The sequence below is a fragment of the Amycolatopsis sp. w19 genome, assembly GCF_051373225.1.
Classification (GTDB): domain Bacteria; phylum Actinomycetota; class Actinomycetes; order Mycobacteriales; family Pseudonocardiaceae; genus Amycolatopsis; species Amycolatopsis japonica.
Genome location: NZ_JBPQFM010000016.1, coordinates 156,087 through 178,623, shown reverse-complemented (window position 1 = coordinate 178,623; position 22,537 = coordinate 156,087). Strand labels below are relative to the sequence as shown.

The following is a 22,537-nucleotide window of genomic DNA, read 5'->3' as shown; positions in this document are numbered from 1 at the left end:
AGGGCTCCGCCCCCTGGACCCCCCGAGGTGAGTCGGTCGCTTAGGTGCCCGAGGTAGCGGGGGACCTTTGCTACCAGGTGGGGGAGCGGGGGACCTTTGCTACCGCGCGGGGGCGGTCCAGCAGGCATAGCCATCGGTGCGGTACAGGACGGCTTCAGTGGCGGGCCACGGCAGGGACGTGACCGGCTGGGTGGTCAGGCGCGGCGAGCGGGCGTGGGCCCGGGCGGCGTCGACGTGGGCCGGGGTGGTCGTCAGGAGCACGAAGGCGCCGTCGCGGAAGAGTGTGCTGGGGCGCAGTGGGCCCTCTTCGGTCGCGACGTCCTCATCGGTCAGCCGCGAGCCGAGCGCGGGATGCGCGGTCCCGTGGGTCGTGTAGCGGATCCCTAGGCCCGAGACCATGCCCGACAGGTGCTTGCTCACCTCGGGCAGCGCGGCCAGGTCGGCGAAAACGGCTCGAAGCGCGCGAGACGCGTGAGACCGCGGAGTCAGCCCCAGCTGGGCGGCGACGTTGTGCAGCACTTGAGCGCCGACGGGGTGCCGCTCGGCCTCGTAGGTGTCGAGCAGATCTTCGCCCGCCCAGCCGCGCACGGTCGCGGCGAGCTTCCAGCCCAGATTCATCGCGTCCTGCACGCCCAGGTTCAACCCCTGGCCGCCGGCCGGGAAATGGATGTGCGCGGCATCGCCCGCCAGTAGCACCCGCCCGGCGCGGTAGCGCTCCGCCTGCCGCGCGGCGTCGGAGAACTGTGACGCCCACCGGATTTCCGACACCGTCGCTGTCTCACCGTACGAGTCCAGCAGGGCCCGCCGGACTTCGTCGTGGGAGACGGCGGCCCGGAGGTCCGCAGGCCGCGAGGCCCTGTCGCCGTACACGAAGCGGTAGAGACCCGGTTCTCCCAACGGAATCAGGCCTTTGAACGTGGTCGCACCGGTCGGCTCGCCGGTGTTCCGCATCGTTCGCCACTGCTTTTGCGCGCCGTCAGGGATTCTGTCGAACAGGACGTCCGCGACCACGCCGAAACCTTCACCGTCCACTCCGGGAAAGTCCACGCCGAGTCCTTTGCGTACAACACTTCGAGAGCCGTCGCAGCCGACGAGGAACTTCGCGTACAGCACGTTCTCGCCGCTGTCTGTTCGGTACCGGACAGAGACGGAGTCCTTGTCCTGTACGAAATCGATTACTTCGGCTCCTCGGATCACCTTCGTTCCTTGTGCGGCAAGCCGTTCCTCCAGGTACTCCTCCACCTGTGCCTGCGGAATCCCCAGCTGGAAAGGGAAACGAGTGTCCCAGCCGTCGTAGCCGACCGGGATCATCGCGAAATGTCCGTCTCGCACCGTCGCGAACGAACGTTCCTCGGCGCCGTCCAGAAGTCCGCGCAGCTGCAGGATTTCCGCCGTGCGTGGCTGCAGGTTCAGCGCCTTCGACAGCCCTGTGCGCTCGTGAAGCCGTTCCAGAACCACGACATCGACACCGGCGAGCGCGAGTTCGTGGGCCAGCATCAGCCCCGTCGGCCCGGCGCCCGCCACGACCACGTCCGTCCCCAGGTTGTTCATACCACTCCTTAACGACGTTAAATTGACCGACGCCCAGGGTGCCCTTAACATTGTTAAATTGTCAAGGCGCTTCCGCTGGAAAGAGAGATAAAAGTGGGTCTGACCAGGCAGGACATCGTCCGCGCCGGGCTTCGGCTGCTCAATGACGTCGGGCTCAACGGGCTGACGCTCCGCCTGATCGCGCAGGAGCTCGGCGTCAAGGCGCCCGCGTTGTACTGGCACATGAAGAACAAACAGGAGCTGCTCGACGAGATGGCGACGCGGATGTACGCGGACGCGATGCCGGGTCGTGTGCCGGAAGGTATGGGGGAGCGGGAGTCTCTAGAGCTGGCGGCACGGGCTTTGCGCCGGATGATGCTCGCTTACCGTGACGGCGCGAAGGTCTTCGCCGGGACTTTCCTGACCGACGACAGCCTGCTCGGTGACAATCCGCTGCAGGGGCGGGTCGACGCGGGGCTCGAACCGTACCTGGCCGGACGAGCGTTGTTCACCGTCTACACCTATGTCATCGGTTTCACCATCGAAGAACAGGCCGTTTATCCGATTCCGGGCGAACGGGACCCGCGTTACGACGTGACGCCCACCGCGTGGGTCTTCGACGAGGACGTCGAAGGCAGGTTCGGCGACGGGCTGACCATGGTGCTCAACGGCGCCTTCGCTTGGCTGGATGACAAAGTCGCGCCATAAAGGCAGGTCAAAGGCCCTTTGGGAAGTTAAGGGCACCCCCGTGAAACCCGGTCCGGGCCCCGTGTAATCTATTAACACAACGACGCGGGGTGGAGCAGCTCGGTAGCTCGCTGGGCTCATAACCCAGAGGTCGCAGGTTCAAATCCTGTCCCCGCTACTGTGAAAACGAAGCGCGGATCTGCGGAAATCGCAGATCCGCGCTTCTTCGTTTTCCGGTTCCGTCGCCCGTGCGCCCTCCGGGGCGATCACTCCCCGTTGTTGGTCGGGGCGGGGGACGCGTACCGCTGTCCGTGGCGAAGGCCGGTTGCGTAGCGTGTTCGGTCCATTGTGGACAGGCGTAGTGCGTTGGGCCGAATGAGCGCATATCACTAGCCACAATGGACAGATGTGTTGACCACAGTGGACACAGGTTCCGAAAAGTGGGACCGTAGAGGGCGTGTCCGAATTGAATGCAACAGCCGCCGCACTGCTCGGTCTTCTCCACGACGGTCCCGCCACGGGCGGGCAACTGGTCGCGGGGGCGGGTGAGCGTTTCGGCGCCTTCTTCAGCGTGACTCGCAGCCAGGTGTACCGGGAGCTCCCCGCCTTGTCGAAGGAGGGCCTCGTCCGCCTCGGCAAGCAGGGCCCGCGGTCGAGCCAGCAGTACCTCATCACCGCGGCGGGCAAGAAGGCGTTCAAGACGTGGCTGTCCTCCGAAGCCGGTCCTGACCACCTCCGCAGCCCGCTGATCCTCCGTCTCGTGCACGCCGGTTCGTTGACGGTGAAGCAGCGCTCGACCCTGCTCGACTCGGCCCGTGCGAGCTACACGCAGCAGCTCGACGAGGCCAAGGCCGCCACCAAGGCCGCCGACGGCCCGTACGCCAAGGCGGTCGCCGAGTTCGCTCAGGCGCAGGCCAAAGCCGCACTGAAACTGCTGGATTCCATCCCCCAGTCCTGACCCGGACAGGTGCCCACGACCGGTTCCCCGCAACCGGTCGTGGGTTTTGCCGTAACCTTGGCCGACGTGAGTGATGAGTTCGATGCGGCACTGAAGGACCTGGCCGGCAAGCTGACGCAGATCGAGTCGGTGATGGACCTGGATGCGCTGCGTGCCCAGGTGGCCGAGCTGGAGGAACAGGCATCCAGCCCGAACCTCTGGGACGACCCCGAAGCGGCGCAGAAGGTCACCAGCCAGTTGTCCCACCGGCAGAGTGAGCTGCGACGCATTTCCGAGCTGCGGCAGCGGCTCGACGACCTGGGCGTCCTCTATGAACTGGCCGAGGCCGAGGGCGACTCCGCCAGTGTGGCCGAGTCCGAGTCCGAGCTCACGGCGCTCACCAAGGACATCGACGGGCTCGAGGTCCGCACCCTGCTGTCGGGTGAATACGACCCGCGGAACGCCGTGGTCACCATCCGGTCCGAAGCGGGCGGCGTCGACGCGGCCGACTGGGCCGAGATGCTGCTCCGGATGTACCTGCGGTGGGCTGAGCGCCACAACTACCCCACGGACGTCTACGACATCTCCTACGCCGAGGAAGCGGGCATCAAGTCCGCCACCTTCAAGGTGACGGCGCCCTACGTCTACGGCACGCTCTCGGTCGAGCAGGGCACGCACCGGCTGGTGCGCATCTCGCCGTTCGACAACCAGAGCCGTCGCCAGACCTCCTTCGCGCACGTCGAGGTGATGCCCGAGGTCGAGGAGGTCGACCACGTCGACATCCCCGAGAAGGACATCCGCGTCGACGTGTACCGCTCGTCCGGCCCCGGCGGCCAGAGCGTCAACACGACGGACTCGGCGGTGCGGATCACGCATATCCCGACCGGCGTGGTCGTTTCGTGCCAGAACGAAAAGTCGCAGCTGCAGAACAAGGCGGCCGCGATGAAGGTCCTCCAGGCGCGGCTGCTGCAGCGGAAGAAGGAAGAGGAGCGTGCCGAGATGGACGCGCTCAAGGACGGGGGCTCCAGCTGGGGCAACCAGATGCGCTCCTACGTGCTGCACCCGTACCAGATGGTCAAGGACCTGCGGACCGAGTTCGAGGTCGGCAACCCGTCCTCCGTGCTCGACGGCGAGATCGACGGTTTCCTGGAGGCCGGCATCCGCTGGCGCAAGCAGTCCGGAGCCGCGTAACAACCCTGCGTGAGAGAGCAAGGGACCTTTGCTATCACTTTCCGAAAGAGAGTGAGAGCAAAGGTCCCTTGCTCGCTTGGCCGCCGGGACCGGGCTACCCGGGCTTAACGGCGGGCATGGGTAGTATGCCGAACCGTGATCCGGCTCGAAGAGGTTTCCAAGGTCTACAAGACCTCGACCCGTCCCGCCCTTGAGCGGGTGTCGGTCGAGATCGACAAAGGCGAGTTCGTCTTCCTGATCGGTCCTTCGGGATCCGGGAAGTCGACCTTCCTGCGTCTCCTGCTGCGCGAAGAGGTGCCGAGCAAGGGTCGCGTCATGGTCTCCAACTTCGACGTCGCCAAGCTCGCCCGTCGCCGGGTGCCGCGGCTGCGGCAGACCATCGGCTGCGTCTTCCAGGACTTCCGTCTGCTGTCGAACAAGACCGTCGCCGAAAACGTCGCCTTCGCGCTCGAAGTCATCGGCAAGCCGCGCCCCACGATCCGCAAGGTCGTGCCCGAGGTGCTCGAACTCGTCGGCCTCGACGGCAAGGCCGACCGGCTCCCCAACGAACTCTCCGGTGGTGAGCAGCAGCGCGTCGCGATCGCCCGCGCGTTCGTGAACCGCCCGCTCGTGCTGCTCGCCGACGAGCCGACCGGGAACCTGGACCCCGACACCAGCCAGGACATCATGTTGCTGCTGGAGCGGATCAACCGCACCGGTACGACGGTGCTGATGGCCACCCACGACCATTCGATCGTGGACTCGATGCGGCGAAGGGTCGTCGAGCTCCAGCTCGGCAAGGTCATCCGTGACGACGCCCGAGGCGTCTACGGCATCGGCCGCTGACCGGCCCCGCCCTCCTCCGTAACCCACGACTTCCAAGGGACATCAACCCCGATGCGCGCCAGTTTCGTCTTCAGCGAGGTAGTCACCGGCTTGCGCCGGAACGTCACGATGACCATCGCGATGATCCTCACCACCGCGGTCTCCCTCGCCATGCTCGGCTTCGGTCTCCTGGCCGTCGGCACGATCGACAAGATGAAGGCCAACTTCCTCGCCGACGTCGAGGTTTCGGTCTATCTGGTCAACGACATCAGCGCGGGTGACCCGAACTGCTCGCAGTCCGCCTGCCAGACGCTGCGTCAGGAGCTGCAGGGCAACGAAGGCGTCGAGTCGGTCGTCTTCGAGAACCGCGAGCAGTCCTACGAGCGGTTCAAGAAGATGTTCGAGAGCCAGCCGGAACTGCTCGCGCTCACCGGGCCGGAGGCGCTGCCCGCGTCGCTCCACGTCAAGCTGAAGAACCCCGAGCGCAGCCAGGCGATCATCCAGGAGTACACCGGCAAGCCCGGCGTCTCCAAGGTCGACGACCAGCAGAAGGCGCTGGACCGCGTGTTCAACGCGCTCAACGGGGTGCGGAACCTGGCCTTCGGCGCCGCGCTGATCATGGCCATCGCCGCGCTGCTGCTGATCGCCAACACGATCCAGGTGTCGGCGTTCACCCGGCGCACCGAGGTCGGCATCATGCGGCTGGTCGGTGCGACCCGCTGGTACACGCAGCTGCCGTTCCTCCTGGAGGCGGTGGTCGCCGGCCTGGTCGGTGCCATCATCGGTATCGTCTTCCTGGTGCTCACCAAGGTGCTGTTGCTCGACTTGGTGCTCACGGGTGACGTGTTCCCCGCGGTCGGCATGCTCGAATTGCTGTTCCCGGTGGCGCCGATCCTGCTCGCCGTTTCGATCGTCATTTCGGCGATCACCGGCTACGTGACGCTGCGCCTGTACGTGCGCCACTAGCCGCCCCGATAACCACCTGCCCGAACACAGAAACTCACGTAGAGTCGCCGCTATGCCCAAGGAACGTGGACACAAGGTGATCGTGTCGAACCGCAAGGCTCGCCACGATTACTCCATCCTCGACACCTACGAAGCCGGTCTCGTGCTCGTCGGTACCGAGGTGAAGAGCCTGCGTGAAGGACGGGCATCGCTGGCCGACGCGTTCGCCACGGTGGACGACGGCGAGGTCTGGCTCCGCAACGTGCACATCCCGGAGTACGTGCAGGGCACGTGGACGAACCACACGCCGCGGCGCACCCGGAAACTGTTGCTGCACCGCCAGGAGATCGAGAAGCTCATCGGCAAGACCAAGGAGAGCGGTCTTTCGCTGGTCCCGCTGTCGATGTACTTCAAGGACGGCAAGGTCAAGGTCGAGATCGCGTTGGCGAAGGGCAAGAAGTCCTACGACAAGCGGCAGGACATCGCCAAGCGGGACGCGGAGCGCACCATCAGCCGGGCCATGGGCCGGGCGCTCAAGGGCCGGTACAACGATTGATCCACGGGCCCGCGTCGGACGCCGAGATCCCCGGCTGGATCTCGGCGCTGGGCATCGACGGGCTCGTGGACCTTCACCTGCATTTCCTGCCGAAGCCCGTCATGGACAAGGTGTGGGCCTATTTCGACCAGGCCGAGGAGCACTACGGCATGGCCTGGCCGGTGCTTTACCGCACGTCGGAGGAAGAACGCGTCGAAACCTTGCGCTCGTTCGGCGTGCGCAGGTTCGCGCCGCTGGTCTATCCGCACAAGCCGGGCATGGCCGCATGGCTGACGTCGTGGGCGCTGGAGTTCGCGGAACGCGTCCCGGAGGCGGTGCCGACCGGAACGTTCTACCCGGAGCCCGGCGCGTTGTCCGTTGTGGACGGTGCGCTGCGCGCGGGCGCCCGGTGTTTCAAGGCGCACGTCCAGATCGGCGCCTACGACCCGCGTGACGAGCTCCTCGACGACGTCTGGGGCGCGCTGGCGGACGCGGGTGTCCCGGTGGTCGTCCACTGTGGACACGGTCCGTTGAAGGGCGCCTACACCGGGCTACGGCTGTTCGAAGAGATCCTGGTGCGGCATCCCAGTCTGACCCTGGTGCTCGCGCACGCCGGCATGCCGGAGATCGACTTCGCCTTCGAGCTGGCCGGGAGGTATCCGCGCGTGTACCTCGACACCACGATGGTCGGGGTGGAGTTCACTTCGCACGGCAACCCGCTCCCACCGGACTGGCAGGACCTCCTGGCGGAATTCCCCGACCGCGTCGTGTTCGGCACCGACTTCCCCAACATCCCGTACTCGTACGCCACACAGCTGCAGGCGATCGCCGGCTGGGCCGCCGACGATCGCCTGGGTGAGCCGTTCCTGCGGGCGGTGCTGCACGACACCCCCGCGAAACTGCTCAGCGTTTGAGCTGTGCCACCTCGGTGACCGAGACGGCGCGGCCGAGTAGCCGCGTCCCCAGCTCCGAGACCGGGATCTGCTTGCCCGCCAGCAGGAATCCGCCCGTCGCCAGCGCCACCCACGGCGCCGGGCCCTGCGCCAGACCATCGCTCAGCGGGGCGAAACCGTGCGCTGCGAGGCCGAGCAGCCCGCCGGCGATCGTCAGTCCGGCGACCACGAGCTGAGGCGTGTGCGCGGTCGACGCGGGGCCGGAACCCTGCGCTTCGAAGCGGGCGAACATCCGCAGCAGGCCGAGGAGCACGAGCCCGCAGGCGCCGAGCCAGGCCGGGAGCATCGTCAGCCACAGCACGGAACCCGGTTCGGGGGTTTCGTAACCGAGGCCGTAGACCGCGACACCGGAGACGACGATCAGCGCCGGCATGTGCCACAGGTAGACGCTCATGAACCGCGGGCCGATCCACTTCAGGGCGGCGTCGAGGTTCGGCCGGGCGGCCAAGGCGTTCAGCTGGGGCTTGAAGGCCAGCAGGAGCCCGATCTGGCCGATCGCGAGGAAGGCCAGCAGCGCGGTCGGCGGGCTCATGTTCGACACCGGGGCGCCCGGCATGCCGATCATGCTGGCCGGGTACGGGCCGAAGGCGACCATCAGCGCGGTGATGCCGAATCCGATACTTGCCATGCCGAGCGCGGCGTTGCGGCCGAGCGCCCCGAGACGTCCTTGCGTGTAGTGGAAGCCGAGCTGGTGCACGGCCATCCAGACGAAGACGGCGTTCGCGAAACCGATCAGGCCGAGGTCGTTGAAGCGGGCGACGTCCACGAGCACGGCGGCGGCGAGCATCACGAGCGGGACCTTCAGGCCCCAGCGGCGATGTGCCGCGGCCAGCATCGGGGTGAGCAGCACGGTGAGCACGTACACGGCGAGGAACCACAGCAACTGGGCGGCGATCGCGCCGCCGACCTGCAACGGCTGCTCCGGAACGCCCATGCCGCGCAGGATGTCCGGGACGAACAGCCAGACGGCCACCAGCGGGAGCACCGGGATCATCAGCCGCTTGAGACGGGCCGCGAGCCAGGAACGGGAACTTTCCGCGCGGCTCAACGAGATCAGGTTCGCCGCGCCGCCGGCGAAGAAGACGAGCGGCATGACCTGACTGAGCCAGGTGATGATCCACCAGCCGGGCGTCGCGAGGGCGTTCCCGGTGGCGAGACGGCCGTCGGCGTAGGAGAGCACCGGCATACCCCAGTGCTGGACGACGACCGCGAGGATCGCGACCGCTCGGACGATGTCCAGGAACCTGTCCCGGCCCTGTTTCCCGCTTGTGTGCATGGAAAAGAGCCTGGTGCTTCGGGGCCGCGAAAACAGTGGTGCGGGCCGCCGTATCGATCTTCGGGGTTTTCGCCCTCGGAAGGTGGAGTTTTCCCTACCCCACGCCGTCGGTCTCGGGCTCCGGGAGCGGGGCGGAGCACAGCCGGAACTCCCAGCAGTCGTCTTCGGCGCGGCCGAGTTCGTACCGGGTTTCGATTTTGGGCCCGTCGTGGAGATGGACGTGTTTGAGGACGGTGCCCACGATCGGCTCCGTGTCACCGAGTTCCTGGACACGGCCGTCGAGCGGCCCGCCGAAGAAGCGGACGCTGCGGGAGGTCCGGTCGGTCATGGGGCCTCCTCGGCTCGGCTCGTTTCCTCACCAACAGTCTGCCCATGTTAGGTGAGTGACGGCTTCGCCACCAAGAGCTACTTCAGCGTCCTAAGTAAGTGAGCACCGCGCGGACCCGGCGGTGCTCCACCGAGCTCGCTTCGAGCCCGAGCTTCGAGAAGATGTTGCCGATGTGCTTCTCGACCGCGCCGTGCGAGACGACGAGCGAGTTCGCGATCGCGGTGTTCGACAGGCCCTGCGCCATCAGCCCCAGCACCTCGGACTCGCGGGCGGTGAGCGCGTCGAGCGGGTTCTTGCGGCCCCGCGCCATGAGCTGCGCGATGACGTCCGGATCGATGGCCGTGCCGCCGCCGGCGACCCGCTTGACCGCGTCGAGGAAGTCCCCGACGTCGGCGACGCGTTCCTTGAGCAGGTAACCGACTCCGCCCGCGCCACCGGACAGCAGCTCGACGGCGTAGCTCTCTTCGACGTACTGGGAAAGCACGAGGACCGGAAGGCCGGGAACGGCCTCACGAGCGCCCAGCGCCGCACGCAAGCCCTCGTCGGTGAAGGTGGGCGGCATACGGACGTCGACGATCGCGAGGTCCGGCCGGTGCTCCTTGACCGCGACCAGCAGATCGTCACCGTTGTCCACGGCGGCGACCGTCTCGATGTCCTCGTCGGCGAGCAGTCGGATCACCCCCGCGCGCAACAGAACCGCGTCTTCGGCGATGACAACCCGCATGCTGCCCCCAGCGTCGTGAGTGAATGGCAGAGCCTATTCACTCACGAGCGGGTCACCATTGGCACGGCAGGTCCGCGCGAATCACCGTCGGGCCGCCGGGCGGGCTGACGACGGTGATCACGCCGTCGATCGTGGCCGCGCGGTCGGCGAGCCCGGCGAGGCCGCCACCTGGCCGGACTTCGGCGCCACCGTGCCCGTTGTCGGTGATCTCGACGATGACCATCGACTCGGTGCGCCACACCTTCACGCCCGCTTCGGTCGCGCCCGAGTGCTTCGCGATGTTCGTCAGCGTCTCGCCGACGATGAAGTAGGCCGTCGTCTCGACCGCGGCCGGTGGTCGCGGCTCGACGTCCACCTCGACGTCGACGTGGATCGGCGATTTCGCGGCCTGCGCGGACAAGGCGGCGTCGAGACCGCGGTCGCCGAGGACGGCCGGGTAGATCCCGCGTGCGAGATCGCGCAGTTCCGACACCGCGAGCTTGGCGTCGAGGTGCGCCTCGTCGATCAGTTCGCGCACGGCGTTCGGGTCCTGGTCGAACTTCGACTTCGCGCGGCCGAGGCTCATCGCGACGGCGACCAGCCGCTGCTGGGCGCCGTCGTGCAGGTCGCGCTCGATGCGGCGGCGTTCGGCCTCGGCGGCGTCGACACCGCGAGCCCGCGACGCCTGCAGACGCTCGGCCTTCTGTTCCAGTTTCGCGGCGCGGTTCGGGCCGAGCAGCGAGTACGCCAGGTTGCCGTGCAGCCACCCGACCCACGGGGTCACCCAGATCGCCATCGGCAGCAGCACGACCGACGCGATCGCGATCGGCAGCTCCAGACAGGCCAGCGGGAACGCCGCCATGAGGTAGGCGAGGTCGCGCCAGGTCGTCGCGTCGGTCAAGCGGGTCAGCCAGCGCTTGACCAGCGAAAGTCCTTCGAGGGGGAGCCGCTCGACCGGCTCCAGCGGGGTTTCGAGCATCGTCCGCGCCCAGCCCCGCTCCCGGTCGGCGGACCAGCGGATGAAGCTGGTCGTGGCCATCAGGATCGGGAAGCCGATCCACACCACCGCGGTCGCGATGCCGACCGCCAGCCCGACGACGATGAGGATGAACTGGAGCAGCCGGAAGAAGAAGCTGACGAACATGTAGGCGATCGACCGCATCGGCCGCGGCCGCGGGATCCCCACCTGCTGTACCTGCTGGTCGATCGTCATCCGTGAACCTCGCCCCAAGAATTTTCCAGACGGCGGCGCTGGGCGTGAGTCGGCCCGAGCAACGCCGCCGCGAGCCGGGCATGCATCCCGGCCAGCGCCTTCGTCAACGCTACCGAGAGCGCGATGCAGAGCACTCCGAGCGCCGCCCAAGGCAGCGCGGAGACCGTCGAATCGACGGTGAACCACGCGTTCTCCCAGGCCGGGAAGTGGTACTCGCCGCCGGGCAGGAAGCGGTAGTAGATCGGCAGCCCGGCGAGGCCGAGACTGGTCGCCCAGAACGCGGTGACCAGGACGAACTCGACGATCCCGAGCGGGAAGAGCAGGAAGAAGTAGCCGAGGTCGCGCCAGGTCGAGCCGTCCTTCAGGCGTGCCTTCCAGCGCACGGACTGGCCGGCGACGGGCAGCGGGAGATACGGCAGGTCGATGTAGCGGTCGAGCAGCGCGTACACCCTGGCGCGCTCCATCCGGGCCGCGCCGCGGACCGTCAGGATCACCAGCGCGAGGATGGGCAACCCGATCCAGACGACCGCCGTGCCGATGCCCGCCGAGATGAAGGACATCAGGAGCGCGAAGGCCAGGACGCCCATCGGCAGGTTCATCAGCAGGTAGACCAGCGAGCCGCCGAACGACGGATCGGACCTGCTCAGCTCCCGCTCGGCCGCCAGCGAACTCATGGTCGTGCTCCTCTCCTGTTCGAGGAGTCAAGCATCGCGCGCGGGGACGTCCGCTGACATGGTGCTCGCGGGCATCTCCCAGGTAGGGCTAGCCCCACCTGCGGGATTAACCCGGTTGCCGACCGCGTTATGATGTAGAGGTTGTGTCCCACCAAGGGGGTGAACGGTTTCGACTTTGGACGTTGAATCAGGAGAAGCGTGCCGGTGCAGGCGAGAGACCACCGTAAGCGTCATCGCAAACCAATAAGCGCCGAGCCTAAGAGCCAGCGCGAGTTCGCTCTTGCTGCCTAAGCAGTAGAGCAACTCTGTCGGTCCGGGGTCGCCTCCGACCCGGTCACCGGCATCAGCTAGGAGGCTTACCGTCACACTCGGCTACGGAGTGTGGTTGGGAATCAAACAGTGGCTGGGCTCGTCACTTCAGCTTGTTCGCGTGACTGAAGGGGCCAAGTAGAGACATAGCGGACTGCGCACGGAGAAGCCCTGATGATTCGCCAGAGGACCCGGGTTCAATTCCCGGCACCTCCACCGTTCGACGAAGCGGCCCTGCCCCTCAAGGGTGGGGCCGCTTCCTTGTACGTTGCAGGTGTGCACTTAGGGACATAGGCTGGCCCGCTTCCGGGTAATAGCCTCGTGACCATGCGCCTTCATGTGCATCAGTGGGGATCCGGACCGCGTGTCGTTCTCGTGCACGGCGTCCTGCTCGGCGGCCGCGAGGCGTGGCGGGCTCAGCGCCCGCTGACCGAGCGGTGGACGTTGCTCGCGCCGGACCGCGTCGGTCACGGGAAATCGCCGGACGGCGTACAGGATTTCGAGGTCGACTCCGAATTGATCGCGGAGCAGGTGCTGGACGAGCCCGCGCATTTGGTCGGGCTGTCCTACGGCGCGATCGTCGCGATGCTGGCCGCCGCGCGGCGGCCGGAGATGGTCCGGACGCTCACCGTGGTCGAACCGCCCGCAGCGGGGATCGTCCGCGGTGACGAGGTCGTCGACGCGTGGGACGCCGAATTGCGGCGATTTCTCGACGGGCCGCTCGACGATCCTCGCGAGGTGTTCAAGGCGTTCTTCCCGCTCGCCGGCGTTCCGTTGCCCATCCCGGACCCTGTGCCGGAGGCGCTGCGGCGCGGTGCCCGTGCGCTGGTCGGGATGCGGCCGCCGGGTGACGCGGACTTACCGCTCGATGCGCTTGGCCGAAGCGGATTTTCCGACACTCGTGGTCACCGGCGGCCACCGGCCGGAGTACGAGATCATCGCCGACGCGATCGCGGACGGGGTCGGCGCCCGCCGGGAAATCGTGCGGGGGATGGGGCATTTGGTGCCCGACACGGGTGCGCCGTTCAATGAGCTTTTGGAAGGATTTCTGAATCACGGAGAGTAGCTGCAGCAAGGTCGATTTCATCTCGATTCACCCGCAATGGCGATCTTGTTCCGGTGAAGTGTCATGCTGTGTGTCCGACCATGGCTCTCTTTCGAAACGACCCCGTGTCGCCGGAGGGCCGGAAGAAGGTGGCAGATGACCTGGGCCAGGCATTCCAGTCGTCCCGACCCCGCTGAAGACCAGAGCCGGATGGCTGGAGTGCGCGCGGAGGAAGAAGTCCGCCTCACCCTGCAAAACGGCAGAGCCGCTCGAACCGTCGCAGGGCACGCCTCGGATGCGATCGACTGCGCGGAACTGCTGGCGATGCTCGGACTCGAGGGAGTCCAGAAGAAGCACGCTCAGCGCACCTGACCCCCGATCCGGGTGGTCAATTCGGCCGCGGTCGGACGGACCTCTTCGGCGAGATCGGGCCAAGTCTCCTCGCATCCCTCGGCCCCCGGGCAGAGGTGGCGGAGGGTCACGCTGATCGCGGCCATCGGCCGGCCGCCGTGGTCGAAGACCGGGCAGGCCACCGAGGCGAATCCTTCGGTGACGTGACCGTCTTCGACCGCCCAGCCGAGCCTGCCTTCCGCGTTCAGTGTGCGGCGCAGTTCGGCGAGGGTGCGCGGGCCGCGACCGGTGCGCAGGACGAACGCCGACGCGGCAGGGAAGAGCGCGCGCACATGCGGTGAGGGCAGATGCCGCAGGATCGCCCTGCCCGACGCCGTGAGCTGGCCCGGGAGCCGGACGCCGACCTCGGTCACCAGGGTTTCCGGGCGCGTGGGGCGCTCTTTGACCAGGTAGAGCGACTCGTTGCCGTGCAGCACGCCCAGATGTGCGGTGTGGCCGACGCGGTCGGCGAGTTTGCGCAGCAGCGGGACCGCGAGTCGTTCCAGCGGGTCGTGCCGCAGGTAGGCCGACCCGAGTTCGAACGCGGCGATGCCGAGGCCGTAGCGGCGCTCGGCGGGCAGGTGCGTCACGAATCCGGCGGCTTCCAGTTCGGCGAGCAGGTGATATGTCGTCGACCGCGGGAGACCGAGCTCGCGCGCGATCGCGGCCGCGGACACCGGGCCGGGCCGCGCGGCGAGGGCGCGGAGGATGCCGAGGCCGCGTCGGAGGGCCGGCACTTCGCTGCTCTCGCCCATGGTCGGCCTCCTTCGTTTTCGTGCGGGTGTTTCGTGCGGCGGGGGAGCAAGGGACCTTTGCTACCACTTCTCTCAATGTCGAGACGAGTGGTAGCAAAGGTCCCTTGCTCCCTTTCCGCAGGTGGAAGCGGTGACTGTGTGGATTTCTGGTCACTCAACGCACCAAAATCCACACAGTCGCTACGTGGGGTAGGGGGTGTGTGGATATAGGGACACTCAACGTCCCTATATCCACACACCCCCATCCCGGCGGCGACCCGTGGTAGCAAAGGTCCCTTGCTCCCACCGTGCGTGTCTTGGATACCAGACACAACCACCGGTTGGCGCGGCCCACCAGCGGGCATGGCGTTGTCCAATGGGGCTATGCCGGAAACCGTACTTCTGGGGTCCGAACCGCTTCGGCCCGAACAGGTCGTCGCGGTCGCCCGTGACCACTCGCCCGTCGCGGTCAGCGAAGCGGCCGAGAAGAACCTTGCCGCGACGCGTAAGCACATCGACGACCTCGCGCACGCCGAGACGCCGACGTACGGCGTTTCGACGGGCTTCGGGGCGCTCGCCACCAGGCACATCCCGCTTGAGAGCCGCACCGCGCTCCAGCGGTCGCTGATCCGGTCGCACGCGGCCGGGGCGGGCCCGGTCGTGGAGACCGAGGTCGTCCGCGCGCTGATGTTGCTGCGCCTCCGCACCCTCGCCAGCGGGTACACCGGCGTCCGCCCGCAGACCGCGCAAGCGCTTGCGGCCATGCTCAACGCCGGGATCACCCCGCTCGTCCACGAGTACGGCAGCCTCGGCTGCTCCGGCGACCTCGCGCCCCTCGCCGCTGTCGCGCTCGCGCTGATGGGGGAGGGCGAAGTCGAGTACAACGGCGAAGTCGTCCAGGCCGACGTAGCGCTGAAGCACGCTGGGATCGAGCCGATCGTTCTCGCGGAGAAGGAGGGTCTCGCCCTCACCAACGGGACCGACGGCATGCTCGGCATGCTCCTGCTCGCCGCCGCCGACCTGCGCAAGTTGCTCGACACCGCCGACATCACCGCGGCGATGAGCGTCGAAGCGCTCCTCGGCACCGACCGCGCCTTCGCGGCCGACCTCCAGGCCTTGCGTCCGCACCCGGGCCAGGCGCTGAGCGCCCAACGCATGTGGACGGCGCTTCAGGACTCGAAGATCGTCGAGAGCCACCGCGGCCCCGACTGCAACCGCGTCCAGGACGCGTACTCCCTCCGCTGCGCGCCCCAGGTGCACGGCGGCGCGCGCGACAGCCTCACACACGCCGAACTCGTCGCCGAGCGTGAGCTTCATTCCGCGGTCGACAACCCGGTCGTGTTGTCCGACGGACGCGTCGAGTCCAACGGCAACTTCCACGGCGCCCCGGTCGCGTACGTGCTCGACTTCCTCGCCATCCCGCTCGCGGACGTCGCGAGCATCGCCGAGCGCCGCACGGACCGCATGCTCGACAAGGCTCGTTCGCACGGCCTGCCGCCGTTCCTCGCGTTCGACCCCGGCGTCGATTCCGGCCACATGATCGCCCAGTACACGCAGGCGGCCGTGGTCAGCGAACTCAAGCGTCTCGCGGTGCCGGCGTCGGTCGACTCGATCCCGAGCAGCGCCATGCAGGAGGACCACGTCTCCATGGGCTGGTCCGCCGCCCGCAAGCTGCGCAAGGCCGTCGAGGGCCTCAACACCGTCCTCGCCATCGAGCTGCTCACCGCCGCGCGCGCCCTCGACATGCGCGCGCCCCTGGTCCCGTCGCCGGTCACCGGCCGGGTCCGGGATCTCGTCCGCACCAAGGTCGAGGGCCCCGGCCCCGACCGTCATCTGGCGCCGGAGATCGCCGCCGCCGAAGAACTCGTCGCGTCGGGTGCCGTCCTCGCCGCGGCCAAACTGGAGGTCTGAGCCCATGACCCGCACGGTCCGTGCCGCCCGAGGCACCACGCTCACCGCGAAGAACTGGCAGACCGAAGCCGCGTTGCGGATGTTCCACAACAACCTCGACCCCGACGTCGCCGAGCGTCCCGAGGACCTGGTGGTCTACGGCGGCACCGGCAAGGCCGCCCGCAACTGGGCCAGCTTCGACGCGATCACCCGCGAACTGACCACTTTGGACGCCGACGAGACGCTGCTCGTCCAGTCCGGCAAGCCGGTCGGCGTGTTCCGCACGCACGAATGGGCGCCGCGCGTGCTCATCGCGAACTCCAACCTCGTCGGCGACTGGGCGACGTGGCCGGAGTTCCGCCGCCTGGAGGCCCAGGGCCTGACCATGTACGGCCAGATGACCGCGGGGTCCTGGATCTACATCGGCACGCAGGGAATCCTGCAGGGCACGTACGAGACCTTCGCCGCCGTCGCCAAGAAGCGGTTCGGGGGCAGCCTCAAGGGCACGCTCACCGTCACCGCCGGTCTCGGCGGCATGGGTGGCGCGCAGCCGCTCGCGGTCACGATGAACGACGGTGTCGCGCTCGTCATCGAATGCGACCCGCAGCGAGCGCACCGCCGCGTCGAGACCCGCTATCTCGACGAGGTCGCCGACGACCTCGACGACGCGATCCGCCGGGTGGAGGCCGCGAAGAAGGAGAAGCGCGCGCTGTCCGTCGGCGTGGTCGGCAACGCCGCCGAGGTGCTGCCCGAACTGCTGCGCCGTGGCGTCGAGGTCGACATCGTCACCGACCAGACCTCCGCGCACGACCCGCTGTCCTATCTGCCCAAGGGAATCGGCGTCGACGAGTGGCAGGACTACGCGGACAAGAAGCCCGACGAGTTCACCGAACGCGCCCGCGAGTCGATGGCGGAGCACGTCGAGGCGATGCTCGGCTTCCTCGACAAGGGCGCCGAGGTCTTCGACTACGGCAACTCCCTGCGCGGCGAGGCGAAACTCGGCGGCTGCGAGCGCGCGTTCGACTTCCCGGGATTCGTGCCGGCCTACATCCGCCCGCTGTTCTGCGAGGGCAACGGCCCGTTCCGCTGGGCGGCGCTGTCCGGCGATCCCGAGGACATCGCGGCGACCGACCGCGCGATGCTGGAACTGTTCCCGGAGAACGAATCCCTCGCGCGCTGGATCCGGCTCGCCGGGGAACGTGTGGCCTTCCAGGGCCTTCCGTCGCGGATCTGCTGGCTCGGCTACGGTGAGCGGCACCTCGCGGGCCTGCGGTTTAACGAAATGGTCGCCAGCGGCGAGCTGAAGGCGCCGGTCGTCATCGGCCGCGACCACCTCGACTCGGGCAGCGTCGCCTCGCCGTACCGCGAGACCGAGGGCATGGCCGACGGTTCCGACGCGATCGCCGACTGGCCGCTGCTGAACGCGCTGGTCAACACCTCGTCGGGCGCCAGCTGGGTGTCGATCCACCACGGCGGCGGCGTCGGCATGGGCCGCTCCATCCACGCGGGCCAGGTCAGCGTGGCCGACGGAACCCTGCTGGCGGCGCAGAAACTCGAGCGCGTGCTCACCAACGACCCGGGCATGGGCGTCATCCGGCACGTCGACGCGGGCTACGACCGCGCCGCCGACGTCGCCGACGAGCGCGGCGTGCGCGTGCCGATGCGGGACGCCGAGTGACCGCGTCCTCGCTGCTGGAGGAGATCTCGGACGTCGGCCGCGACCCGAAGCGCGGCGGCTATTCCCGCCACGCCTTCGACGCGGCCGAAACCGAGCTGCGCGCGTGGTTCGTCGAGCGCGCCGGATGGCTGGGGCTGGGCGTCGAGACCGACCGCAATGGCAACATCTGGGCCTGGTGGGGCACACCCGGCCCGGACGCGGTCGTCACCGGGAGCCATCTCGACTCGGTGCCCGGCGGCGGTGCCTTCGACGGTCCGCTCGGTGTCGCGAGCGCGCTCGACGCGGTGGAGATCCTGCAGGCCAAGGGATTCCGGCCGGCCAAGCCGTTCGCCGTCGTGGTCTTCGCGGAAGAGGAAGGCGGCCGATTCGGCGTGCCGTGCCTCGGATCGCGTCTGCTGACCGGGACCATCGACGCGGACAAGGCACGCGGCCTGCGCGACCCGGACGGCGTCACGTTCGCCGAAGCGGCGGCGAAATCCGGCCTCGATCCGGATCGGGTCGGCCGTGACTCCGAGCGGCTCGGGCTGATCGGGCGGTTCCTGGAACTGCACGTGGAGCAGGGGCGCGGGCTGATCGACCTCGGTTCGCCGGTCGCCGTCGGCAACACGGTGATCGCGCACGGGCGGTGGCGGTTCTCCTTCCAGGGGCAGGGAAACCACGCAGGTGCGACGCTGATCGGCGATCGCCGCGATCCGATGATCCCGGCGGCGGAGACCGTTCTCGCCGTGCGGAAACTGGCGAAGGCGACCGCCGACGCGAGGGCCACTGTCGGCAGGCTCGTGCCTGTTCCCGGCGGGACGAACGTCATCGCGTCCACTGTGGACCTGTGGCTGGACGCGCGGGTACCGGGCACGGATACGCCCGCACTGGTCGCGGAAATCGCGAAGCTGGCCGAAGAGGCGGCCGGACAGGAAGGGTGCCGGGTCGAGGTCACCAGGGAGTCGTACTCCGACGACGTGATCTTCGACGACGCGCTGCGCCGCGACCTGGGCACATGGCTGGGCGGGCCGCCGGAACTGCCGACCGGCGCCGGGCACGACGCGGCGATCCTCGCCGGGTTCGTCCCGTCCGGAATGCTCTATGTGCGTAACCCCACCGGGATCAGCCATTCGCCCGAGGAGTTCTCCGAGGCGGAGGACGTCGACCACGGTGCCCGCGCGCTCGCGGACGTCCTGGAGAAACTGTCGACATGACGACATATTGGTGTGAACGTGCCTGGCTGCCGGACGGGATCGCCGATGCCGTCAGGATCGAGGTCGACGGCGGCAAGATCACGTCCGTGACGGCGAACGCGCCTCGCGAAGGGACTGTCCTGAGTGGACTGACCTTGCCGGGCTTCGCGAACGGGCACTCGCACGCGTTCCACCGTGCGTTGCGCGGGCGGACGCACCACGATCGCGGAACCTTCTGGACGTGGCGCGAGCGGATGTACTCGCTCGCGTCCCGGCTGGACCCGGATTCGTACTACCGCCTGGCGCGCGGGGTCTACGCCGAGATGGCGCTGGCCGGGTACACGAGCGTCGGCGAGTTCCACTATCTGCATCACGCGCCGGGCGGAAAGCCTTACGCCGAGCCGAACGCGATGGGCGAGGCGTTGCGGCAGGCGGCCAGTGACGCCGGGATCCGGCTGACGTTGCTCGACACGTGCTACCTCGCGGGCGGGATCGGCGTCGAACCCGACGAGGTGCAGCGGCGGTTCTCCGATGGGACGGCCACCAGGTGGGCGCAACGAGTCGGCGAACTGCGGGAGGACGAGACGTTCCGGGTGGGTGGGGCGATCCATTCGGTACGTGCCGTTCCCGAGGATCAACTGTCCGAAGTGGCCGGTGGGACTGGGCCGCTGCATATCCACCTTTCGGAGCAGCGTGCCGAGAACGAGCAGTGCCTGGCGGCTTATGGCCGGACGCCGACGGAGTTGCTTCATGACCACGGCGTGCTTGGCGAGCGGCTTACCGCGGTGCATGCGACGCATCTGACTTCGGAGGACGTCCAGCGGTTGGGTGCGGCAAGGAGCCGCGCCTGTTTCTGCCCGACGACGGAACGGGATCTCGGTGACGGCATCGGTCCCGCGCGGACGCTGCTGGACGCGGGGGTGCGACTGTCGCTCGGCAGCGACAGCAACGCGGTCGTCGACGCGTTCGAGGAGACCAGGGCACTGGAGCTGAACGAGCGGCTCGCCAGCGAGAAACGCGGTCGGTTCACGGCCGAAGAACTGCTCGCGGCCGCGACGGATCACGGTGCAGTCGGCTGGGACGAGGTCGGCGCGCTGGCTCCGGGGGCGGGCGCGGACCTGGTGACGGTCGGGCTCGGGTCGGTGCGGACCGCGGGGATCGAGCCGTCCGGGGTGGTCTTCGCCGCTTCGGGGGCGGACGTACGGGACGTCGTCGTCGCCGGGCGTGAGATCGTCCGCGATGGCGTGCATCAGCTGATCGACCGGCCGGAAACGGTCTTGGCCAAGGAGATCGAGGCATTGTGGCAGTCCTGATCACGGGAATCGGCGAGCTCACGACGAACGACGCCGAACTGGGCAAGCTCCGGGACGCGGCGGTCGTCATCGAGGGCGAAGCGATCGCGTGGGTCGGCTCGGCGGCGGACGCGCCCGACGCGGACGAGCGGGTCGACGTCGAAGGGCGTGCGGTGCTGCCCGGTTGGGTGGACAGTCACACGCACCTCGTTTTCGCCGGGGACCGCACTGCCGAGTTCGAGGCACGGATGGCCGGGAAGGCGTACAGCGCCGGGGGCATCGCGGTCACGGTCGACGCGACGCGGTCTGCTTCCGATGAGCAGTTGGCGGCGAACCTGCGGCGTCACGTGGACGAAGCGGCGAGGCAGGGCACGACCTGCCTGGAGACGAAGACCGGATACGGGCTCAACGTCGAGGACGAGGCTCGTTCGGCGCGGATCGCGGCCGATGTGGCCGACGAGGTCACGTTCCTCGGTGCGCATCTGGTGCCGCCGGGCGCGGACGCGGAGTCCTATGTGGACCTGGTCTGCGGTGACATGCTCGACGCCGTGGCGCCGCTCGTGCGGTGGGCCGACGTGTTCTGCGAGACCGGTGCGTTCGACGAGGCGCAGTCCGGACGGGTGCTCAAGGCGGCGCGGGAGCGTGGGCTCGGGCTGCGGGTGCACGGGAACCAGCTGGGGGAGGGGCCGGGAGTGCGGCTCGCCGTCGAGCTGGGGGCGGCGAGTGTCGACCACTGCACCTACCTGAGCGAGGCGGACGTCGAGGCTCTCGCTGCTTCGGACACTGTCGCGACCTTGCTGCCGGCGTGCGACCTGTCGACGCGGCAGCCGCTGGCGCCGGCGAGGCGGCTTCTCGACGCGGGGGCGACGGTGGCGCTGGCCAGCAACGCGAACCCGGGCAGCTCGTACACGACGTCGATGGCGTTCTGCGTGACGACCGCGGTGCTGCAGATGCGGATGACGATCGACGAGGCGGTGTGGTCGGCGACGGCGGGCGGTGCTCGGGCTCTGCGGCGTGACGACGTGGGCTTCGTGCGGCCGGGGGCGCGAGCCGACCTTCACGTGCTGGAGGCGCCTTCGACGACGCATCTCGCGTATCGGCCGGGGGTGCCGCTGACGGCCGGGGTGTGGCGGCGCGGAAAGCGTCTGACCAGCGGTTTCGCCTCAAAGTGGTAGCAAAGGTCCCTTGCTCCCCCGCGCGGGTCAGGAGGCTTGGCCGAGGGTCTCCTGGACGCGTTCGCGCAAGGCGGGCGGGAGCTCGTCGAGCAGGTGGGACCACTGCTCGACCCGCTTCTCGCTCAGGTGCGTGAGCAGGTCGAGCACCGGCGCCCACAGACCCTCGTCGGCGGCCGCGACCCCCAGGAGACCGCGGAACCGGGCTTCGGGAAGCAGCCCGAGGACGTGATCGATCCGGCTCTTGTCGTCGAGGACGAACGCGATCCGGATCAGCGCTTCGTCGCCGATGACGGCCAGCGCCCGGCGCACCGTCGGATCGGGCAGGTGCCCGACGAACCGGCCGACGGTGATCCAGTCCTCGCGGCGCACCAGCTCACCGGCCACTTCGACGACGGTGTCGAGCGGGATCCGCGCGATGATCGCGCTCGCCCGGCGCGGGTCCAGTTCGGCCGCGACGTCGGCCAGGAACGGCGGCTTCAGCCGCTTCGCGACGTCGACGCCCCGAGAGACGTCGACCAGCCCGGCGATCCGCGCGCACAGAAGCGGGCCGAAGACCTTCTCGGCGATCTTCGCGAGAATCGGGCTCGGGACGAGCTTGCTCGCCATCGCCATCCGCTCCAAGGCGGCGAGGTTGGCGTCGAACAGCGTGTCCGTGACCTGCTCGCGGAACGTCTGGAGCTCGGCGGCGTCCACGTTCTCCAGATACGAGAGCCGTTCCGGGGTGGTGCCGAGGACGCGGGCGAGTTTGAGGATCTCCGCCTGCGAAGCGAAGTTTTCGGTGGTCACAGGCCCACCACCTTCCGAACGGCGCCGCGCAGAAGCGCGGGTACGTACTTCAGGCCCTCTTCGCCCGCTTCGGCCAAGGCCTTGGCCTGGCGGTGGCGCGCGTCGCGCAACGCGTCGGAGAGGTCCTGTTTCTCGTGGTCGGCCAGCGCTTCGATGCCTGCCGGGACAGGACCGCCTAGCTGACCGGTGAGTGTGCGCTCGGCCATGGTCGATCATCATGCCTCATCGGGCCGGGGAAGCAGGGGACCTTTACTTTCGTCCATGGCGGACCGCTCGTCGCGGCTTGTAGC

23 protein-coding genes, 1 tRNA gene and 1 other RNA gene are annotated in these 22,537 nt (G+C 68.3%); 16 read left to right on the top strand and 9 right to left on the bottom strand.

Going from position 1 to position 22,537, the window contains the following annotated elements:
- Positions 1 to 99: 99 nt before the first annotated feature.
- A complete protein-coding gene (locus tag ACSMFO_RS28105; protein ID WP_436461108.1) occupies positions 100 to 1,551 on the bottom strand; it encodes an FAD-dependent monooxygenase in 1,452 nt (483 codons plus the stop codon).
- 93 nt (positions 1,552 to 1,644) lie between these two features.
- Here ACSMFO_RS28105 and ACSMFO_RS28100 point away from each other — a divergent pair, with 93 nt between their 5' ends.
- The 8 genes from ACSMFO_RS28100 to ACSMFO_RS28065 all read left to right on the top strand — a co-directional run bounded on the left by ACSMFO_RS28100 (position 1,645) and on the right by ACSMFO_RS28065 (position 7,543).
- On the top strand, positions 1,645 to 2,238 hold the full coding sequence (locus ACSMFO_RS28100; protein WP_436461107.1) for a TetR family transcriptional regulator: 594 nt from the start codon (positions 1,645 to 1,647) through the stop codon (positions 2,236 to 2,238).
- Positions 2,239 to 2,321: 83 nt separating this feature from the next.
- A tRNA-Met gene (locus tag ACSMFO_RS28095) sits at positions 2,322 to 2,395 on the top strand.
- 279 nt (positions 2,396 to 2,674) lie between these two features.
- Complete coding sequence (locus ACSMFO_RS28090) at positions 2,675 to 3,175, top strand: PadR family transcriptional regulator (RefSeq protein WP_350575404.1); 501 nt, start codon at positions 2,675 to 2,677, stop codon at positions 3,173 to 3,175.
- 66 nt (positions 3,176 to 3,241) lie between these two features.
- Positions 3,242 to 4,345: a peptide chain release factor 2 gene (prfB, locus tag ACSMFO_RS28085; RefSeq protein ID WP_219145734.1), complete on the top strand. Its 1,104-nt coding sequence runs from the start codon at positions 3,242 to 3,244 to the stop codon at positions 4,343 to 4,345.
- Between the two features lie 135 nt (positions 4,346 to 4,480).
- Entirely contained in the window at positions 4,481 to 5,170 is a 690-nt protein-coding gene (ftsE, locus tag ACSMFO_RS28080; protein WP_005168409.1) for a cell division ATP-binding protein FtsE, read from the top strand.
- Between the two features lie 51 nt (positions 5,171 to 5,221).
- Positions 5,222 to 6,115 carry a permease-like cell division protein FtsX gene (ftsX, locus tag ACSMFO_RS28075; protein ID WP_038518756.1) on the top strand — a complete coding sequence of 298 codons (894 nt, stop codon included), beginning with the start codon at positions 5,222 to 5,224 and terminating at the stop codon, positions 6,113 to 6,115.
- A 52-nt stretch (positions 6,116 to 6,167) separates the two neighbouring features.
- Positions 6,168 to 6,650, top strand: a complete 483-nt coding sequence (gene smpB / locus ACSMFO_RS28070; protein ID WP_038518755.1) for an SsrA-binding protein SmpB — start codon at positions 6,168 to 6,170, stop codon at positions 6,648 to 6,650.
- Positions 6,647 to 7,543: an amidohydrolase family protein gene (locus ACSMFO_RS28065; RefSeq protein WP_436461106.1), complete on the top strand. Its 897-nt coding sequence runs from the start codon at positions 6,647 to 6,649 to the stop codon at positions 7,541 to 7,543. The genes smpB and ACSMFO_RS28065 overlap by 4 nt, the downstream gene beginning before the upstream one ends.
- On the opposite strand, the gene ACSMFO_RS28060 is transcribed toward ACSMFO_RS28065, so the two are convergent.
- From ACSMFO_RS28060 to ACSMFO_RS28040, 5 genes are all read right to left on the bottom strand, one after another.
- Positions 7,533 to 8,858, bottom strand: a complete 1,326-nt coding sequence (locus tag ACSMFO_RS28060) for an acyltransferase family protein (RefSeq protein ID WP_436461105.1) — start codon at positions 8,856 to 8,858, stop codon at positions 7,533 to 7,535. The two genes, ACSMFO_RS28065 and ACSMFO_RS28060, sit on opposite strands and share 11 nt — an antisense overlap.
- Before the next feature lie 94 nt (positions 8,859 to 8,952).
- Positions 8,953 to 9,186: a hypothetical protein gene (locus ACSMFO_RS28055; RefSeq protein ID WP_037345959.1), complete on the bottom strand. Its 234-nt coding sequence runs from the start codon at positions 9,184 to 9,186 to the stop codon at positions 8,953 to 8,955.
- An 82-nt stretch (positions 9,187 to 9,268) separates the two neighbouring features.
- Positions 9,269 to 9,910 (bottom strand): response regulator transcription factor, encoded by a 642-nt coding sequence (locus ACSMFO_RS28050; RefSeq protein WP_038518748.1) that lies wholly within the window; start codon positions 9,908 to 9,910, stop codon positions 9,269 to 9,271.
- 52 nt (positions 9,911 to 9,962) lie between these two features.
- The gene (locus tag ACSMFO_RS28045) at positions 9,963 to 11,102 is read right to left on the bottom strand and encodes a sensor histidine kinase (protein WP_240595375.1); all 1,140 of its coding nucleotides are present in this window, start codon (positions 11,100 to 11,102) and stop codon (positions 9,963 to 9,965) included.
- On the bottom strand, positions 11,099 to 11,776 hold the full coding sequence (locus ACSMFO_RS28040) for a sensor domain-containing protein (protein ID WP_436461104.1): 678 nt from the start codon (positions 11,774 to 11,776) through the stop codon (positions 11,099 to 11,101). The genes ACSMFO_RS28045 and ACSMFO_RS28040 overlap by 4 nt, the downstream gene beginning before the upstream one ends.
- 155 nt (positions 11,777 to 11,931) lie before the next feature.
- On the opposite strand from ACSMFO_RS28040, the gene ssrA reads away from it, so the two are divergent.
- From ssrA to ACSMFO_RS28025, 3 genes are all read left to right on the top strand, one after another.
- Positions 11,932 to 12,304: a transfer-messenger RNA gene (ssrA, locus tag ACSMFO_RS28035) on the top strand.
- Between the two features lie 108 nt (positions 12,305 to 12,412).
- Positions 12,413 to 13,117 (top strand): alpha/beta fold hydrolase, encoded by a 705-nt coding sequence (locus ACSMFO_RS28030; RefSeq protein ID WP_436461103.1) that lies wholly within the window; start codon positions 12,413 to 12,415, stop codon positions 13,115 to 13,117.
- Positions 13,118 to 13,286: 169 nt separating this feature from the next.
- A complete protein-coding gene (locus ACSMFO_RS28025; protein WP_037345970.1) occupies positions 13,287 to 13,502 on the top strand; it encodes a hypothetical protein in 216 nt (71 codons plus the stop codon).
- Here the strand turns inward: ACSMFO_RS28025 and ACSMFO_RS28020 are convergent.
- Positions 13,490 to 14,275 (bottom strand): IclR family transcriptional regulator, encoded by a 786-nt coding sequence (locus ACSMFO_RS28020; protein ID WP_360094000.1) that lies wholly within the window; start codon positions 14,273 to 14,275, stop codon positions 13,490 to 13,492. The genes ACSMFO_RS28025 and ACSMFO_RS28020 overlap by 13 nt on opposite strands.
- 363 nt (positions 14,276 to 14,638) lie before the next feature.
- Here ACSMFO_RS28020 and hutH point away from each other — a divergent pair, with 363 nt between their 5' ends.
- The 5 genes from hutH to hutI are packed head-to-tail and all read left to right on the top strand — an operon-like array spanning position 14,639 to position 21,461.
- A complete protein-coding gene (gene hutH / locus ACSMFO_RS28015; protein ID WP_436461102.1) occupies positions 14,639 to 16,165 on the top strand; it encodes a histidine ammonia-lyase in 1,527 nt (508 codons plus the stop codon).
- Between the two features lie 4 nt (positions 16,166 to 16,169).
- Positions 16,170 to 17,822 carry a urocanate hydratase gene (gene hutU, locus ACSMFO_RS28010; protein WP_350575374.1) on the top strand — a complete coding sequence of 551 codons (1,653 nt, stop codon included), beginning with the start codon at positions 16,170 to 16,172 and terminating at the stop codon, positions 17,820 to 17,822.
- A complete protein-coding gene (locus ACSMFO_RS28005; protein ID WP_436461101.1) occupies positions 17,819 to 19,015 on the top strand; it encodes an allantoate amidohydrolase in 1,197 nt (398 codons plus the stop codon). The genes hutU and ACSMFO_RS28005 overlap by 4 nt, the downstream gene beginning before the upstream one ends.
- The gene (locus ACSMFO_RS28000) at positions 19,012 to 20,307 is read left to right on the top strand and encodes a formimidoylglutamate deiminase (protein ID WP_436461100.1); all 1,296 of its coding nucleotides are present in this window, start codon (positions 19,012 to 19,014) and stop codon (positions 20,305 to 20,307) included. The genes ACSMFO_RS28005 and ACSMFO_RS28000 overlap by 4 nt, the downstream gene beginning before the upstream one ends.
- Positions 20,295 to 21,461, top strand: coding sequence for an imidazolonepropionase (gene hutI, locus ACSMFO_RS27995; RefSeq protein ID WP_395871125.1), 1,167 nt, complete (start codon positions 20,295 to 20,297; stop codon positions 21,459 to 21,461). The genes ACSMFO_RS28000 and hutI overlap by 13 nt, the downstream gene beginning before the upstream one ends.
- A 27-nt stretch (positions 21,462 to 21,488) precedes the next feature.
- On the opposite strand, the gene ACSMFO_RS27990 is transcribed toward hutI, so the two are convergent.
- Both ACSMFO_RS27990 and ACSMFO_RS27985 read right to left on the bottom strand, forming a co-directional pair.
- Positions 21,489 to 22,247 carry a hypothetical protein gene (locus tag ACSMFO_RS27990; RefSeq protein WP_436461099.1) on the bottom strand — a complete coding sequence of 253 codons (759 nt, stop codon included), beginning with the start codon at positions 22,245 to 22,247 and terminating at the stop codon, positions 21,489 to 21,491.
- On the bottom strand, positions 22,244 to 22,453 hold the full coding sequence (locus ACSMFO_RS27985; RefSeq protein WP_016331662.1) for a hypothetical protein: 210 nt from the start codon (positions 22,451 to 22,453) through the stop codon (positions 22,244 to 22,246). The genes ACSMFO_RS27990 and ACSMFO_RS27985 overlap by 4 nt, the downstream gene beginning before the upstream one ends.
- Positions 22,454 to 22,537 lie beyond the last annotated feature (84 nt).